Origin of the sequence: Litorihabitans aurantiacus, from assembly GCF_030161595.1 — a bacterium.
Classification (GTDB): domain Bacteria; phylum Actinomycetota; class Actinomycetes; order Actinomycetales; family Beutenbergiaceae; genus Litorihabitans; species Litorihabitans aurantiacus.
Map to the genome: position 1 here is coordinate 2,790,962 of NZ_BSUM01000001.1, position 15,144 is coordinate 2,806,105.

At 74.9% G+C, this 15,144-nt stretch carries 16 protein-coding genes, 1 tRNA gene and 1 pseudogene; 8 read left to right on the forward strand and 10 right to left on the reverse strand.

All coding sequences use genetic code 11. The features are described 5' to 3' along the window. Positions 1–2 precede the first annotated feature (2 nt). A complete protein-coding gene (locus QQK22_RS13270; RefSeq protein ID WP_284251411.1) occupies positions 3–368 on the forward strand; it encodes a hypothetical protein in 366 nt (121 codons plus the stop codon). A 1-nt stretch (position 369) separates the two neighbouring features. Here QQK22_RS13270 and QQK22_RS13275 read toward each other — a convergent pair whose 3' ends face one another. The 3 genes from QQK22_RS13275 to QQK22_RS13285 all read right to left on the reverse strand — a co-directional run bounded on the left by QQK22_RS13275 (position 370) and on the right by QQK22_RS13285 (position 2,929). Then, the gene (locus QQK22_RS13275; RefSeq protein WP_284251413.1) at positions 370–954 is read right to left on the reverse strand and encodes a 2-phosphosulfolactate phosphatase; all 585 of its coding nucleotides are present in this window, start codon (positions 952–954) and stop codon (positions 370–372) included. Beyond that, entirely contained in the window at positions 951–2,303 is a 1,353-nt protein-coding gene (locus QQK22_RS13280) for an MFS transporter (RefSeq protein ID WP_284251414.1), read from the reverse strand. Before QQK22_RS13280 ends, QQK22_RS13275 begins: the two co-directional genes overlap by 4 nt. Before the next feature lie 164 nt (positions 2,304–2,467). Continuing rightward, positions 2,468–2,929 carry a hypothetical protein gene (locus QQK22_RS13285; protein WP_284251415.1) on the reverse strand — a complete coding sequence of 154 codons (462 nt, stop codon included), beginning with the start codon at positions 2,927–2,929 and terminating at the stop codon, positions 2,468–2,470. A gap of 78 nt (positions 2,930–3,007) precedes the next feature. Between QQK22_RS13285 and QQK22_RS13290 the strand changes: the two genes are divergently transcribed. Both QQK22_RS13290 and QQK22_RS13295 read left to right on the forward strand, forming a co-directional pair. Further along, positions 3,008–4,030: a small ribosomal subunit Rsm22 family protein gene (locus tag QQK22_RS13290; protein ID WP_284251416.1), complete on the forward strand. Its 1,023-nt coding sequence runs from the start codon at positions 3,008–3,010 to the stop codon at positions 4,028–4,030. Next, positions 4,027–4,863, forward strand: a complete 837-nt coding sequence (locus tag QQK22_RS13295) for a M50 family metallopeptidase (protein WP_284251417.1) — start codon at positions 4,027–4,029, stop codon at positions 4,861–4,863. The genes QQK22_RS13290 and QQK22_RS13295 overlap by 4 nt, the downstream gene beginning before the upstream one ends. A gap of 3 nt (positions 4,864–4,866) precedes the next feature. Here QQK22_RS13295 and QQK22_RS19370 read toward each other — a convergent pair. The 3 genes and pseudogenes from QQK22_RS19370 to QQK22_RS13315 all read right to left on the reverse strand — a co-directional run bounded on the left by QQK22_RS19370 (position 4,867) and on the right by QQK22_RS13315 (position 7,288). Continuing rightward, positions 4,867–5,630, reverse strand: a pseudogene (locus QQK22_RS19370) (copper homeostasis protein CutC). 27 nt (positions 5,631–5,657) lie between these two features. Continuing rightward, positions 5,658–6,848 (reverse strand): hypothetical protein, encoded by a 1,191-nt coding sequence (locus QQK22_RS13310; protein WP_284251419.1) that lies wholly within the window; start codon positions 6,846–6,848, stop codon positions 5,658–5,660. A 242-nt stretch (positions 6,849–7,090) separates the two neighbouring features. After that, positions 7,091–7,288 carry a hypothetical protein gene (locus QQK22_RS13315; RefSeq protein WP_284251420.1) on the reverse strand — a complete coding sequence of 66 codons (198 nt, stop codon included), beginning with the start codon at positions 7,286–7,288 and terminating at the stop codon, positions 7,091–7,093. 449 nt (positions 7,289–7,737) lie between these two features. Here QQK22_RS13315 and QQK22_RS13320 point away from each other — a divergent pair, with 449 nt between their 5' ends. Further along, a complete protein-coding gene (locus tag QQK22_RS13320) occupies positions 7,738–8,853 on the forward strand; it encodes a glutathione S-transferase family protein (RefSeq protein WP_284251421.1) in 1,116 nt (371 codons plus the stop codon). Positions 8,854–8,927: 74 nt separating this feature from the next. On the opposite strand, the gene QQK22_RS13325 is transcribed toward QQK22_RS13320, so the two are convergent. After that, entirely contained in the window at positions 8,928–9,572 is a 645-nt protein-coding gene (locus QQK22_RS13325; protein WP_284252753.1) for a TetR/AcrR family transcriptional regulator, read from the reverse strand. 128 nt (positions 9,573–9,700) lie between these two features. Here QQK22_RS13325 and QQK22_RS13330 point away from each other — a divergent pair, with 128 nt between their 5' ends. Beyond that, entirely contained in the window at positions 9,701–11,245 is a 1,545-nt protein-coding gene (locus QQK22_RS13330) for an MFS transporter (protein ID WP_284251427.1), read from the forward strand. Positions 11,246–11,471: 226 nt separating this feature from the next. On the opposite strand, the gene QQK22_RS13335 is transcribed toward QQK22_RS13330, so the two are convergent. Continuing rightward, positions 11,472–11,542 (reverse strand) — tRNA-Gly (locus QQK22_RS13335). A 97-nt stretch (positions 11,543–11,639) separates the two neighbouring features. Between QQK22_RS13335 and dcd the strand changes: the two genes are divergently transcribed. Together dcd and QQK22_RS13345 are read left to right on the forward strand one after the other, a co-directional pair. Beyond that, positions 11,640–12,218 (forward strand): dCTP deaminase, encoded by a 579-nt coding sequence (dcd, locus tag QQK22_RS13340; protein WP_284251428.1) that lies wholly within the window; start codon positions 11,640–11,642, stop codon positions 12,216–12,218. 5 nt (positions 12,219–12,223) lie between these two features. Continuing rightward, positions 12,224–13,237: a hypothetical protein gene (locus QQK22_RS13345; protein ID WP_284251429.1), complete on the forward strand. Its 1,014-nt coding sequence runs from the start codon at positions 12,224–12,226 to the stop codon at positions 13,235–13,237. Here the strand turns inward: QQK22_RS13345 and QQK22_RS13350 are convergent. Together QQK22_RS13350 and QQK22_RS13355 are read right to left on the reverse strand one after the other, a co-directional pair. Beyond that, a complete protein-coding gene (locus QQK22_RS13350) occupies positions 13,204–14,082 on the reverse strand; it encodes a hypothetical protein (protein ID WP_284251430.1) in 879 nt (292 codons plus the stop codon). The two genes, QQK22_RS13345 and QQK22_RS13350, sit on opposite strands and share 34 nt — an antisense overlap. Next, positions 14,079–14,744: a hypothetical protein gene (locus QQK22_RS13355; protein ID WP_284251431.1), complete on the reverse strand. Its 666-nt coding sequence runs from the start codon at positions 14,742–14,744 to the stop codon at positions 14,079–14,081. Before QQK22_RS13355 ends, QQK22_RS13350 begins: the two co-directional genes overlap by 4 nt. Positions 14,745–14,885: 141 nt before the next feature. On the opposite strand from QQK22_RS13355, the gene QQK22_RS13360 reads away from it, so the two are divergent. Further along, entirely contained in the window at positions 14,886–15,050 is a 165-nt protein-coding gene (locus QQK22_RS13360) for a hypothetical protein (protein WP_284251432.1), read from the forward strand. Positions 15,051–15,144 lie beyond the last annotated feature (94 nt).

The window sequence follows — 15,144 nt, forward strand, 5'->3', positions numbered from 1 at the left end:
GCGTGCGCAGGAACCGCGAATCGATCCCGGACTCGGTGTCGGACCTCGACGCCGTCGACGCGCGGACGGGGGCGGTCGTGCGGCACCCCCGGCCCGAGCACGACGGCGGGGGTGGATCCGGACACCCGGAGGCGCCCGGCTCGGACTCAGCGCCGCGGACGTCGGTGGTCGTGACGGTCGACGGCGACCTGCCCCGGGCCCTCCCGGCGCTCCGGGACGCCGGGCTGCGCATCGAGCGGACGCTCACCGCGCTGTCGGTGGTGACGGGGACGGTCGAGATCGGGCGCGAAGGAGCGATCGCGGCGATCCGCGGCGTCCACGTCGAGCGCGAGCAGACGGTGCGCGCGACGGCGGGTCCCGCCGCCTGAGTCAGGCTCCTGCGCCGCCCACCGGGGCCTCGACCGCGCCCCACCGGACGACCTGGTCGACGGCGTCGAGCCGGGCGGCGGCGGCGACCTCGTCCCCGCGGCCGCGGGCGGCGAGCTCCCGTCCCGATCCGCTCGCGGACACGAGGTGGACGACGGCGCGGCGCAGCCCGACGAACGCCTCGCACGCCACGGCGGCCTCGGGCGAGCTGTGGTCGGTGCCCCGCTCGGCGAGCGCGGCGATCACGGCACCGACACCGAGCTGGTCCTCGACGGTCACGCGTCCCTCCTCGCCCGCGGCGATCACGGCGATCGACGTGCGGCGCCCGCGCTCGTGCTGGATCGCGAGGCACGCCGTCGCGACGGCGGCGGCGTTGGTCAGGCCGCCGAGGAGCACGTCCGCGCCGCGCGCGATCTCGCGGTCGAGCGCCGTCGCGAGGTCGTCGTCGAGCGACCCGAGCACGTCGACGGCCACGACGACGTCGGCGGGCTCCAGCCGCGCGAGCCCGCTCGCACCCCACTCGAGCCGGACCTGGTAGCCACCCTGCGCCACGTGCTCCGGGAGCGGGCCGATCGAGGTCGAGGTCATCGCGCGACCGCCTCGGCCGGAACCGGCGCGTCGTGCGCGTCGGGCACGGCGGCGACGTCGCCACCCGCAGCGCGCTCGCCCCGCCGCTCGACCGCGCGGCTCGCCAGCGCCAGCGCCAGACCCGCGACGGCGAGCGCCACGCCCACCCACGTCGGCGCCTCGTACCCGAGGCCGGCCGAGATGACGGCGGCGCCGAGCGCGGCACCGAGGAAGTTGCCGATGTTCAGCGAGGAGTGGTTGAGCGCGGCGGCCAGGGTCTGCGAGTCGCCCGCGACGTCCATGAGACGGGTCTGGATCGTGGGCGAGAGCGCGGACGCGACCGCCCCCACGAGGAAGAGCAGCGGCAGGAGCAGCGCGGCCGTGCTCGCGGTCAGCGCGAGCACCACCATGACGACGATGAACACGGGGAACAGTCGTAGCACGGAGCGCAGGGCCCCACGGTCCGCGAGCACGCCGCCGGCGAAGTTGCCCACCGTCATCCCGACACCCACGAGGACCAGCGCCCAGGGCACGACGCCCTGACCGAGGCCCGCGACGTCGTTCACGAGCGGGGCGACGTAGCTGTAGATCGCGAAGAAGCCGCCGAAGCCGATCGAGCCGATCCCGAGCGCGAACCAGACCTGCCCCCGGCGCAGCGAGCTGAGCTCGCGGCGCACGGTCGCACCGGCGTCGCCCTGCTGCTGGGGGACGAGGAGGGCGACGGCGAGCGTGGCGGCCACGAAGACACCCGTCACCGCGAGGTAGGCCACCCGCCAGCCCTGCCGCTGACCGAGCGCGGTGATGAGCGGGACGCCGACGACGTTGGCGACCGTCAGGCCCGAGAGGACCAGGGCGACCCCCTTGCCGCGATTGCCCGGACCCATGAGCTGCGCCGCCACGAGCGCGGCGATGCCGAAGTAGGCGCCGTGCGGCAGACCGGCGACGAAGCGCGCCACGATCGCGAGCTCGTAGGTGGGCGCCGCGGCGGACAGCAGGGTGGCGACCGCGAACGCGCTGGTGAAGATGACCAGGAGCCGGCGGCGCGGGAAGCGCGCCACCGTGGCGGCGATCGTCGGGGCGCCGAGGACGACACCGAGCGCGTAGGCCGAGATGAAACCACCCGTGTGCGCGATCGCCTGCTCCGACCCGGAGGTCCACGTCTCCGGGAGCAGGTCCTGGGCGATCTGCGGCAGCAGCCCCATCGCGACGAACTCCGTCGTGCCGATCCCGAAGCCGCCGAGCGCGAGCGCGAGGAGCGCGAGGCGGGTGCGGGCTCGCGAGAGCGGCGGGCGCGGCGTGGAAGTCCGGGGGCCCGGGGCGTCCCAGGGGGCTGCGGTGTCGGCGGTCGCGGGGTTCTCGGCGCTGGTCATGAGGGTTCGCCTCCTCGGGCTGTGCGGTGAGGTGCGCACCGAGCGGTGCGGGGCGGCGGCGCACGATTGGGGCGTCTCCGTCAATCGTAACGATTCGATAGCTCGTCACGCTACGCCTCACCCCACCCCGCGGCGTGCTCTCCACCACACCGCGGGTGCGGTGTTCAGGAGTCGGTCTCGGTGAAGGTGGTTGCGACCCAGTAGACCTCGTCGGCCGCGAGGAGCTGCACCTCGACCGGGTCCAGTGGATCCAGGGGCGTGCCGTCGCCGTCGGCACCCAGGCCCATGCCTGCGGTGCCGTCGTCGCACCGCTGATCGGTGATGCGGTCGCTCCCGTTGACCCGGAGCGTGATCCGGCCCTCGCCCAGGCAGAACATCTTGAAGAACTTCCCCAGCTCCGTCCCGGGGATGTCGAAGACGGCGCTGCCGCGCCCGGCGTGCGGGGTGACGAGCACCTCCTCGAGCCGTGACTCGCCGTCGAGTAGGCGCTCGGCGGCATCGATCGCGTAGTCGAGGGAAGGCTCCTCGCGCCCGGTCGGATCCGAACACCCCGCGACGGTCGCGGCGACCACCCCGAGCGTCGCGGCAAGGCGTGCAGGGGAACGGCGGCCTCGTCGTGTCGTCATCGATCCACGCTAGGCGACCTGGTGTCGTCGCGCCCGGTGGGCGCGGCCCTCTCGGAGGTCTCGACCTAGGATCGCCAGGTGCCCGCCACGTCCGTCATGCCCGCCGCCCTGCGCGGAGCCGTCGAGGCCGAGCTCGCCGATGCGCGCGGCGCGCGCACGACGTCGGACGCGCGTCGCCTCTCGGACCGCTACCTCGCCGACCGCCCCGCCGACCGGCCCATCGTCGCGAGCCCCGACGACGCCGCCGCGTACGTCACCGCGCGGATGCCCGCCACGTTCGCCGCCGTCGCGTTCGCCCTCGCACAGGTGCGCGACGCCGTCCCGCACCTCGCGCCGCGCAGCCTCCTCGACCTCGGCAGCGGCTCCGGCGCCGCGACGTGGGCGGCGTGGGACGTCTTCGGCAGCCTCGAGCGCGCCGACCTCCTCGACTACTCGCGGCCCATGCTCGCCGCGGCGGAGCGGATGCTCGCGCACGCCGACCTGGCCGTCACCACCACCCTCGCGGATGCGAGCGCCACCCACCCCACCGCGGCGTCGCCGTCGGACCCCACGCACGACCTAGCCGTCGCCGCCTTCGTCCTGTCGGAGATCACGACGGCGCAGCGCACCGCCGTCGTCGAGCGCCTCACGGCCGCGGCGAGCGGCGCCATCGTCGTCGTCGAACCCGGGACGCCCGCCGGCTTCCGCCGCGTCCTGGCGGTCCGTGACCAGCTCCTCGCCGCCGGCTGGCGCGTCGTGGCGCCGTGCCCGCACTCCGGCGCGTGCCCCCTCGCCGGGGACGACGCCGACTGGTGCCACGCCGCCGTCCGACTCGAGCGCAGCCGCGCGCACCGCCAGGCCAAGGCCGGTGAGCGCTCGTTCGAGGACGAGAAGCTGGCCTACGTCGCCGCCGTCCCTCCGGACTCCCCTGACGCCGCCGACCTCCCCGCCGCGCGCGTGCTGCGCCACCCGCAGACCCACCCCGGCCACATCCGGCTCGAGCTGTGCACGGCCGCGGGCGAGCACGAGCGAGCCGTCGTGACCAAGCGCGACAAGGAGGCGTTCCGGGCGGCGCGCAAGGTCGAGTGGGGTCAGGCGTGGCGGACGGGGCCGCGCGCGTGAGCGCCGTCGCACTCACCGCGATGACGACCGCGCTCGCGCTGCTCACCCGTCTGCCCTGGGCGCAGAGCGAGTGGTGGCGTGCGGTCGTCGCGCGCTCGGAGCGGGGCGGCAACGCACTCGTCGAGGGCTATGGATGGACGAGCTACGTGCCGCTGTCCGGCGAGACGTTCATGTCCACGACGCGCCTGCCGGAGTGGCAGGTGTGGGTGCCACTCGCCGTCGGGCTCGTGGTGTGTCTCGTGCCGCCGCTGTGGCTGCGCGTGCGCGTCGTCGTCACGCTCGCGCACGAGCTCGGTCACGCCGCGGCGGGCGTCGTCGTCGGGCGCCGGTTCACGGGTTTCGTGGTGCGCTCGGACATGTCCGGGCACGCGGTCACGGTCGGGAAGCCGCGCGGCCCCGGCCTCGCGTGGACCACCTGGTCGGGCTACCCCGCGCCCGCGCTCCTCGCGGTCGGGCTCGTGGCGGCGGCCATCTCGGGCTGGGCGCCGCTCGTGCTCGGCGTCGTCACGCTCGTCTGCCTGGTCTGCCTGGTGTTCGTGCGCTCGTGGGCGACGGCGGGGGTCACCCTCGCGGTCGGCCTCGCCGCCGGGGCGCTGTGGTGGTGGCGGTCGGACGAGCGCTCGAGCACGGTGCTGCTCGTCGTCGCGGCGGTCCTGCTGGTCGGGGCGTGGCGGCACGTCTTCGCCGTCGCCCGCGCCCCGCGCCACTCCGACCCCGCGGAGATGTCGCGCCTGACGGGGCTGCCCGGGTGGTTCTGGGTCGGCACGCACCTGGTCACGGTCGCTGCGGCGACGGCGGCGATCGCCTGGCTCCTGCTGCGCGCCGCGACCTGAGGATCACCGGGCCGCGCGCGCCGTGCGTGCAGCCGCGACGAAGGCCCGCGCGACGTCGAGGTCCGCCGTGAGCCAGCTCCCGCCGTCGCTCGTCCCGCCCAGGGGCGCACCGGCGTCGGGCTCCTGCCGCCGCGACGCGGAGGCGTGCACGGCGTCGACCCCCGCGGCCGCGAGGTCCGCGACCGTCCCGGCCGTGACGCCACCGCCCGCCATGATCTGCAGCCGGCCGCCCGCGGCCTCCACCATGCGGCGCAGGGTCGCCTCCCCGCGGGCGCTGTCGGCGCACCACCCGAGGTCAGCACACGCGCGACGCCGCCGCCCACCAGCGCCGCGACGGCCGCGACCGGGTCCGCCACGGTGTCCACGACGCGGTGCACCGTGACCTCGCGTCCCCCGGCCACCTCGACGGCGCGCGCGACCAGCGCGAGGTCGAGCTCGGTCCCGCCGCCCGAGGCCGCCTGCGCCGCACCGACGACCACGCCGTCGGCCCCGCGCTCGACCGCGGCGCGGACGTCGGCGAGCACGAGGTCGCGCTCGCCGTCGTCGTAGACGAACCCGCCCCCGCGCGGCCGCACGAGCACGTGCACCTCCGGGCCGCCCGCCGCCCGCGCGGCGACGGCGAGGTCGAGCAGGCCGGTCGACGGCGTGACGCCGCCGGTCTCGAGCGCGGCGCACAGCTCGATGCGGTCCGCCCCGGCGGCGGCCGCGACGGCGACGCCGCGCGGGTCCTGGACGGCGATCTCGACGGCGAGGGTGGAACCGGTCATGGTGACCTCCGGTGGTGTCGGGTCGGGCTAGGGTGCCTTCAGGAAGGTGATCTCGCGCAGGACCTGCATCCACACGGTCCAGACCCAGGCGACCTGCGCCACCGCCAGGCCGGCCAGGAGGAGCGACGTCCACGCGCGGGCCGCCCACGCTGGACGCGGGACGAGCGCGACGAGCACGATCGCGAGCGGGAACGCCAGCAGCAGGAACCGCAGTTGGCTGGAGATGAGGTCCCCGACCGCCGCGAGGTAGAGCACGTACGCGGCCGACCACACCCACAGCTCGAGGCCGATCCGTCGCGGGCCGCGCAGCGCGCCGAGCACCAGGAGCCCGACGATCAGCGTGACGGCGCCGATCGTCAGCCCCACCCCGAGCGGCGAGAACGTCTCCACGCGCGTGAACCCCGCGAAGAGCCCGATGCCGCGATCGGGGCGCCACGCGCCCTGCGTCAGCACGTAGGCGTCGACCTGCCCCGTGACGGCACCCGCGATCAGCGGCCAGATGCCGCCCGAGAGCCCGGCCACGCCCAGCAGCCCCACCCCGGTGACCACCTCGCGCCGTGTCATCGCCTCGCGCCCGGCGCGGGCCTCGCGCCAGCGCAGGAGCAGGTGCACCGCGACCACCACCGCCATCGGCAGCGCGACGGCGCGCGTGAACCCCAGGGCCGCGACGGCGAGCATCGCCCAGCAGTAGCGCCGTCGCACGACCAGCAGCAGCGTCGTCGCCACGAGCAGGAGCGCGAGCGACTCGGTGTAGGCCACCTGGAGCACGACGGCGGAGGGGAAGAAGGCCACGAGGGCGACGGTGGCGAGCGGGAGGCCGGGGCGCGCCGCGACGGCGTGGGGCGCCGCGACTGTCACGAGGCGGTGCACCACGAGGAGGGCCGCCGCCCCGATCACGAGCGAGACCAGTGGCGCGACGACGATCCAGGTGCCGCCGGTCGCCGTCGTGATCGCCCGGACGATTCCGGGGTAGAGCGGGAAGAAGGCCCACTCGTTGATGACGACGACGCCGTCGCGCACCGGCAGGGCGTCCGGGTAGCCGCCGGCCCAGATGCGCTCGTACCACCAGGCGTCCCACCAGCGGCCGACGAAGACGCCATACGGCGGGCGGCCCTCGGGGTTGGGCCACCAGCCCTCGAACGACGGGCCCTGGTGGGTGCGCGCGATCAGGAGCGCGCCGGTGACGAGCACGCGGGAGGCGGCGTAGACGCCGAGCACGTGCCAGACCCAGCGAGGGGGCGCGGGAGCGTGCGGATCCCGCGGAGGTCGGGGCGACGCCGCGGCCGCCCGGGTGCGTGCGGCGGGGCTTCGGCGCCACGCGTCGTCGTCACGCGGGCAACGCTAGCCTGCCGCTGGCCTGCAGGGCCGCGCCGCTGCGCGGTTCGGGGAGGCTGCCCGGGACGCGGACGAGCCGCCGCCCCGGAGGGCGACGGCTCGTCGTGCCGGTGCCGCCGGCAGGCTCAGGCGGGGTCCGTGCGCCCGCCCTCGTCCTCCTGGCGCTGCAGGGTCTCACCGTCCGCTGGCGGGTCGCCGGCGAGCGGGTCGGTCGCGCTCTCCCCCGCCTCGCCGAGGCGGGAGTTGAGGTGCGGCTCGTGCTCGGTGTCGCGGCGGTCGATCTCGCCGGCCTCGTAGGTGGGCTCACCGATCGGTTCGCTCATGGTGGTCGTCCTCTCGTGTGGTGCTGGTGGTGGTCTCGCGGTCCGGCGCTCAGCCCTGACCGGCCTCGGGGCCCGTCCTCGGGTTGAGCATGTCCGGGTCGCCGTCGGGGTCGAGGTCGTCGTCACCCGGCGCACCCGGTGCGGCAGCGTCGTCGCCGTCGCCGTCGTCCGAGCGGCGGCGCTGCCGGTCCGGGGGTTGAGCATGTCGGGATCGGCGTCGGGGTCCGGGTTCGCACCGCTGGTCGCGTCGCGCCCGTCCGTCGGTTCGCTCATGGTCCTCTCCTTCGATCGCCGTCGCCCCCTGCTCCTCCATCGTGCGCCCGCGGGCGTGGGCCGACAAGGATCCTGTGCCGCGCCCGCCGGAGGTGGGAGACCCGCGGGCCACGCCGCGCCGTCGGGGTGCGAGGGTGGAGGCAGGAGCACGACGGCGATCGGGACGGGTGAGCAGCATGGGTGAGCAGGGTGTGTACTCCAAGCCGGGTGAGGCGTTCGAGCGGGACACCCGCTACATCACCACCCGCGTGACGCGCGACGGCGCGGAGGGGTGGCCGGTCGAGGCCGGGCGGTACCGGCTCGTGGCCGCCCGCGCGTGCCCGTGGGCGAACCGCACGCTGATCGTGCGCCGCCTCCTCGGGCTCGAGGACGCGATCTCGGTGGGGCTGCCCGGTCCGACGCACGACGAGCTGTCCTGGACCTTCGACCTCGACCCGGACGGGAAGGACCCCGTGCTCGGGATCCACCACCTGCGCGACGCGTTCCTCGCGCGCGATCCGGAGTACCCGCGCGGCATCACGGTGCCGGCGCTCGTGGACGTGCCGAGCGGCGCCGTCGCCACGAACGACTTCGCGCAGATCACGCTGGACCTCTCCACCGAGTGGACCGCGTTCCACCGCGACGGCGCGCCCGACCTCCTGCCCGCGGCCCACCGCGAGGAGATGGAGGAGGTCATGCGCCGCGTGTACACCGAGGTGAACAACGGCGTGTACCGCTGCGGCTTCGCCGGCTCGCAGTCCTCCTACGACGAGGCGTACGAGCGGTTGTGGACCTCGCTGGACTGGCTCGAGGAGCGCCTGACCACGCGGCGCTACCTCGTCGGTGACACGATCACCGAGGCCGACGTGCGGCTGTTCACCACCCTTGCCCGCTTCGACGCGGTCTACCACGGGCACTTCAAGTGCAACCGGAACCTGCTGCGCGAGATGCCGGCGCTGTGGGGGTACGCGCGCGACCTGTTCCAGACGCCGGGGTTCGGTGACACGGTCGACTTCGCGCAGATCAAGAGCCACTACTACGAGGTGCACCGCGACCTGAACCCGTCGGGCATCGTGCCGCTCGGGCCGTCGCTGGACGGCTGGGTGTCGCCGCACGGCCGCGAAGAGCTGGGCGGCCGCCCGTTCGGCGACGGTACGGCACCCGGACCGGTGCGGGACGACGAGCGCGTCGACCCGGCCCACACCCCCTGCGCTGACCGCGAGAGACTTTGGGACGTTCCCGAGAGACTTCGGGGCGACCGCGAGAGACTTCAGGGCACCCGCGAGAGACTTCGGAACGACCGCGAGCGATGACGGCGGTCCGAAAGTCTCTCGGGAACACCCCAAAGTCTCTCGGGAACGCCCGAAAGTCTCTCGCGGAGGGTGGGTCAGGGGCGGAGCAGGGCCAGCGGCAGCACGACACCGTCGATCACGCGCTCCAGCAGCTCCGGTGAGAACACCTCGCCGGAGAACGCCTTCGCGTAGAAGATCACCGCGGGCCCCACGACGGCGATGAGGTCGAGATCGCGGTCGGGCGCCACCTCCCCGCGCACCTGGGCACGCTCGAGCAGACCGCGCAGCACCGTGACCCGGTCGCGCGCGAGCCGCTGGTGCAGCTGGTCGGCGATCTCGGGATGGTCCCGCGCCGGTCCGAGCAGGTCCGTGGCGGCGTCCTCGCGCGCCCGGTGGATCAGCGCGGGGATCGTCATGAGGTCACCGCGCAGGCTCCCGGTGTCCGGCACCGCGTCCAGCGTCAGCGCCGGGATCGCCGTCGTCATCGCCTCGACGGCGAGGTGCACCTTCGTGGTCCAGCGCCGGTACACGGTGGCCTTGCCGACCCCGGCGCGCTCCGCGACATCGTCCATCGTCATCGCGTCGAAGCCGCGCTCGACGAGCAGCTGGTGGGCGGCCGCGACGATCGCGGCGTCCTTCGCGGCGTCGCGACGCCGACCCGGACGGCGAGGTTCCGGCGCCTCGACCGCATCGAGCGGTTCGCGAACCGCGGCGCCGTCGTCGTGCAGCTCGTCCTCCATCACGGCTCCATCCTCACCCGCGACGCGTCGCCCACGTCACACACCTTTTCCGATACCGGCGGTTCCGATACTAGCGGTTCTGTATTAGCGTGCTGCTTCGCCAGCACCTCGCACCCCAGGAGCACGTCATGTCCGCCACTCCGACCAGCTCGACCACCCCGCCCGCGCCGACAGCGACGACCGCGACCACCACCGCCGGCGACCACCGCTGGCTCGTCCTCACGACCCTCGCGCTCGCCCAGCTGATGGTCGTGCTCGACGCAACCATCGTGAACATCGCCCTGCCCTCGGCGCAGACCGCCCTGGGCTTCGACGACAACGACCGCCAGTGGGTCGTCACCGCCTACGCCCTCGCGTTCGGCAGCCTCCTGCTCGTCGGCGGACGCCTCAGCGACATCCTGGGCCGCCGTCGGATGTTCCTCGTCGGACTCGTCGGCTTCGCCGGCGCGTCCGCGCTCGGGGGCATCGCCGACTCCTTCGGCACGCTCGTGGCCGCCCGGGCCCTGCAGGGCGCGTTCGCCGCCGTCCTCGCACCCGCGGCCCTCTCCTCGCTCACCACCACGTTCACGCAGCCGCGCGAGCGGGCGCGCGCGTTCGGCATCTTCGGCGCGATCGCCGGCATGGGCGGCGCGATCGGCCTGCTCCTCGGCGGCCTCCTCACCGAGACCCTGAGCTGGCGCTGGAACCTCTACGTCAACGTGCCGATCGCCGTCGTGGCCCTCGTGGGTGGGCTGGTCCTCCTGCCGCGTCACTCCGGCCGCGGCGCGCAGCGCCCCGCGGTGCTCGACGTCGTGCTCGGCTCGGGCGGTCTGTTCACCCTGGTCTTCGGCTTCTCGCAGGCCGAACCCCGCGGGTGGGGCGACGTGCTGACGTGGGGCCCGCTCGCCGTCGGCGTCGTGCTCCTCGTGGCGTTCGCGCTGCGCCAGCGCCACGGATCGGCCCCGCTGCTCCCGCTCCCGATCGTCACCGACCGCGACCGCGGCGCCGCGTTCCTCGGCATCCTCGTGGCCGGCTCGGGGATGTTCGGTGCGTTCCTGTTCGTCACCTACTACCTGCAGTCGGTGCTCGGCTACTCGCCGATGCGCACGGGCCTGGCGTTCATGCCGATGGTGCTGGCGATCATCGTGACGGCGCAGCTGCAGACCAACCTGCTCGTGCCCCGGTTCGGGCCGAAGCTCCTCGTCCCCGTCGGCATGCTCGCGGGCGCTGCCGGGATGCTCAGCTTCACCCTCCTGGACGCCACCAGCACCTACCCCCACCTCCTGCCCGGCTTCGTCCTGCTCGGGATCGGGATGGGTTCGATCATGCCGGTCTCGATCCAGACCGCCACGCTCGGCGTCGCGCCCGCGCAGGCCGGTGCGGCCTCGGCGGCCGTCTCCACGAGCCAGCAGATCGGCGGCGCCATCGGCACGGCGGTGCTCAACACCATCGCGACGACGGCGACGGCCACCGCACTCGCCGGCGCCGCCGCGGGCGATCCCGCCGCACGGGTCGAGGCGGCCCTGCACGGGTTCTCGACGGCCTACACGTGGTCGGCGGGCATCTTCGCCGTCGGGTTCGTGCTGACCGCGACGCTGTACCGCCGGCGCGGCGACCGTGCGGCGCGGGCGGCCTCCGCCGCCGAGCGGCCGGCGACGGTCGGCGCCGCGGACGCCCCCGCCCTCGCGCACTGATCAGCCCACGGCACCTTCCGGCGCCGCCCGGCATCGCCCCACCGCTTCGCTGCGCACGAATCGGGCCTTCAACCGCCGTGAAGACCCGATTCGTGCGCAGCGAACGATCCGGGGCGCCGGGGGCGCGGGGCAACGGGGCCGCGGGGTCACCGGGACACGGGGGCGCTCCGCCCTGGAACGACACGAGGCCGGTCCCCGCGGGGACCGGCCTCGTGCTGCGCTTCGGAGCGGATGACGGGAATCGAACCCGCGCTATCAGCTTGGGAAGCTGAAGTTCTACCATTGAACTACATCCGCACGCCGCCACGACGGGCAGCGACACCCACTGTAACCGCTCGCGCGGACCGAGCGAAACGGACACGGCCGCAACGCCGCGCGGCGGTAGCGTGAGCCCGTGCTGCTCTCCGACCGCGACATCACCGCCGAGCTCGACGCCGGGCGCGTGCGCCTGGACCCCTACGACCCCGCGATGGTGCAGCCGAGCTCGGTCGACGTCCGGCTCGACCGCTTCTTCCGGCTCTTCGACAACCACAAGTACCCGGTCATCGACCCCGCCCAGGACCAGAGCGAGCTCACGCGTCTGGTGGAGGTCGCCCCGGACGAGGCGTTCGTGCTCCACCCGGGCGAGTTCGTGCTCGGCGCCACGCACGAGCTGGTCACGCTGCCCGACGACGTCGCGGCCCGCCTCGAGGGCAAGTCCTCGCTCGGCCGCCTCGGCCTCCTGACCCACTCCACGGCCGGCTTCATCGACCCCGGTTTCACCGGCCACGTCACCCTGGAGCTGAGCAACGTCGCCACCCTCCCGATCACCCTGTGGCCGGGGATGAAGATCGGGCAGCTCTGCTTCTTCCGCCTCTCCAGCCCCGCGATGAACCCCTACGGCAGCGGCGCGTCCGGATCGCGCTACCAGGGCCAGCGCGGCCCGACGGCGTCGCGATCGCACCTGAACTTCCACCGCACCTCCGTGGAGTGACGGGGGTGAGCGCCGAGGCCGACACCACCCGCGCGCCCCGGCTCGCACCCGCCGTCGCGGCCCACCACCACCTGCTCCTGCTCGCCGGAGACGTCGAGCCGGACGAGCTCGAGACCCTCGTGCTCTCGCTCGTGGTCGGCGCCCGGTGGACCACCCCGCCGTCGGCCACGCTGCCGGGCGTCCTGGACCTCCTGCCCGACGCCGACCGTCACTCCCGCGCGACGCTCACCGGCCCCTGGGCCGCCGACGCCGCACGCGACGCGCTCGGCCTGCCGGAGTGGGCCGAGACCGTCGTCGTGGTCGACGTCGACCCCGAGCGGTCCGCGCCCGCCCCCGCGCTCGCGGGTGGCTACGGCGACCTGCTCGACGCGTTCGGGCTCACCCACCCCGAGGGCCTGGAGCGGCAGGTGCTCGACGTCGTGCACGCGTGCGCCCGCCGGCTCGCCGGAGCGGTGCGCACCAGCACGGGGGTGCTGCTGGAACCGCACCCCGACTCCGCCGTCGATCTCGTGGTGCACGCCCCGACGTGGCTCGACCCCGAGGCGCTCGCGCACGTGCTGGAGCCGGCGCTGCCCGGTCTGGAGCTCATGCCCGGGGCCGATGCCGCGGCCGCGGAGGGCCACCACCTGGACGGGTACGGCGCGTCCTGGACCGATGTCCGGACCTCGAACGACGGCGAGGACGACGGCGCAGCGCACCTCGCGATCGACGTCGAGGCCGCGGAGGTGCTCCCGCCCGCGCTGCGCACAGCCGCGTGGACGAGCGGCGGCGTCCTGTCCTACGCCGTGCGGTGGGCCGAGCACGACCGGACGCCGACGGCGCGGGCCGGCCTGCGCCGTCGGGCCGGGATCCGGGCACGCATCGGGCGTGCGGCGCTCGCGCTGCACGAGGCCGTCGGCGGCGCGATCCTCGACGAGGACGGGTTCCTCGTCGCGCCGGAGCAGCTCGCGCAGGAGCTCGCGAACGACCCCCGCACGCCGGCGACCTACGGCAGCGTGACCCGGCGCAGCTGCGAGTAGCTCTCCGTCAGGACGCCGTCCTCGAGCACGACGTCGATGTCGCCGTCACCGCCCATCCCGCCCACGACGGCGCCCGTCGCGCCGTCGAGCACCGTCCAGGTCTCGCGCTCGACCCCGACGAGCACGCGAGAGCCCGCCACCAGCACCTCCGGGTACTGCCGCGAGTCCAGCTCGGTGGTCCAGGCGATGCCGAGGGTGGCCGGGTCGAGCGCCGTGATCGTGACGACGGTGGCCTCGTCGTAGTCGTCGCGGTCCTCCTCCGTGACGAGGATCGGCAGGGCCGCGGTGCCGGTGACCTGCGGCCAGTCGTCGGCGAGGTCGAGCGGCTCGCCGAGGCGCCCGGTGGCCGCGTCGACCATCCGGTACTCCTCGCCGTAGTCACCGCCGTTGCGCGTGTAGTCGAGCGCGATCGCCACCGCGCCGTCGCGCCCGATGCTGGTGCGCAGCGAGACGTCCTCGCTGGACCACAGCGTGTCGCCGGCCACGGTCAGACCCTCGAGACGGCGGTCCGTGCCGCCCTCGCAGACGACGACCTCCTCCACGATCGCGCCGGACCAGCACTCCTTCACGGCGGTCACGCCGGTGGAGTCCATCAGGACCGCGCCCATCGACCCGGACAGGACCGCGCCCTCGCCGACCGTCGTCAGCCGGGCCGAGCTGCTGAGCTCCCAGCCTCTCTCGTCGTCCTCGCGGGCGAGGCTCTCGATCAGCTCCCGGTCGAGACCGCCGACGTCCTCGCTCCAGACCGGCAGGCCGGCGTTGTTCCACCACCGCAGGGTGGTCGAGCCGTCCTCGGGGTCGATCCGGTCCAGGGTCACGTACGCGGTCGTGGTCGCCGCGATCATCGCGACCGGCTGGGGGTGCGCCAGCGCTCGGTCTCCTCGCCCGAGGTGACGTCGTGCACGACGGCGACGGTCGCGCCGTCCTCCTCGCCCGCGCAGGCCACGCGGGAGGCGAGCTCCGGCGTGCCGTAGGGGACGGCGGCGCACCGGGGGTCCTGCATCGTCACGAGGTCGGTGCTCGAGCCGTCCGCGAGCGAGACCGACCGGACGGTCGCCGTGATCGTGTCGTCGTAGGGCGCGTCAGAGAACCTGCCGACGGCGTGCTCCCCCACGACCGCCATGCCGCCGACCGGCGTCGTGTAGGAGCGGGCGCCACCGATGGGGTCGCCGACCAGCCGCCCGTCGCTCAGCCGCGTGGACCAGATCTCCTGGCTGGTGTCGGGCTCGCCGTCGACCACCGGGTCGCGCGGGTAGCTGCTCCCGCCGCTGCTCCCGCCCGACTGGATCCCGCCGACGACCGCGCCCACGAGCACGACGCCCGCGACGCCGAACACGACCCAGGGCACGCGCGACGTCGTCCGGCCCGTGCCGCCGCCGCGACCGCCGCCGCGGACCGGGTAGCCGGTGCGGGACGAGCCGGAACCGCCGGACCCACCGGAACCGGCCGATCCACCTCTGCCGCCGGAGCCCCGCGAGGGCGACGGCGAGACGGGGGCCGAGGGCATGCCCGGCTGCCGCGCCGGCGGTGTGCCGTAGAGCGCGGCACCGCCCGAGCCGCGACGACCGCGGTTGCGGGTCGGCGGGACGGGGGCGGGCCCGTCGGCGCCTGCACGCCGGAGGACGCCTGGGCGCTGGAGGGCGGGGTGATGCTCGAGCCGGCGGGGAGCACCGGGCGCCCGCCCGGCTGCATCGCGGGGTCGGTCGATCCCGACGTCGTCCCCGAGGACGATCCCGCGCCCGAACCCGACGTCGGCGGGGCGGGCGTGGCGGACGGCAGCGGGAACCCGGTCAGGCCCCCGCTGAAGTCGTAGGCCGGTGGCAGCTCGACGTCGTCATCCGGTTCAGGCACGCCACGAGGGTACGGCGTGGGACCGCGGCGGTGCGGAGACGGGTGCGCAACGGGTG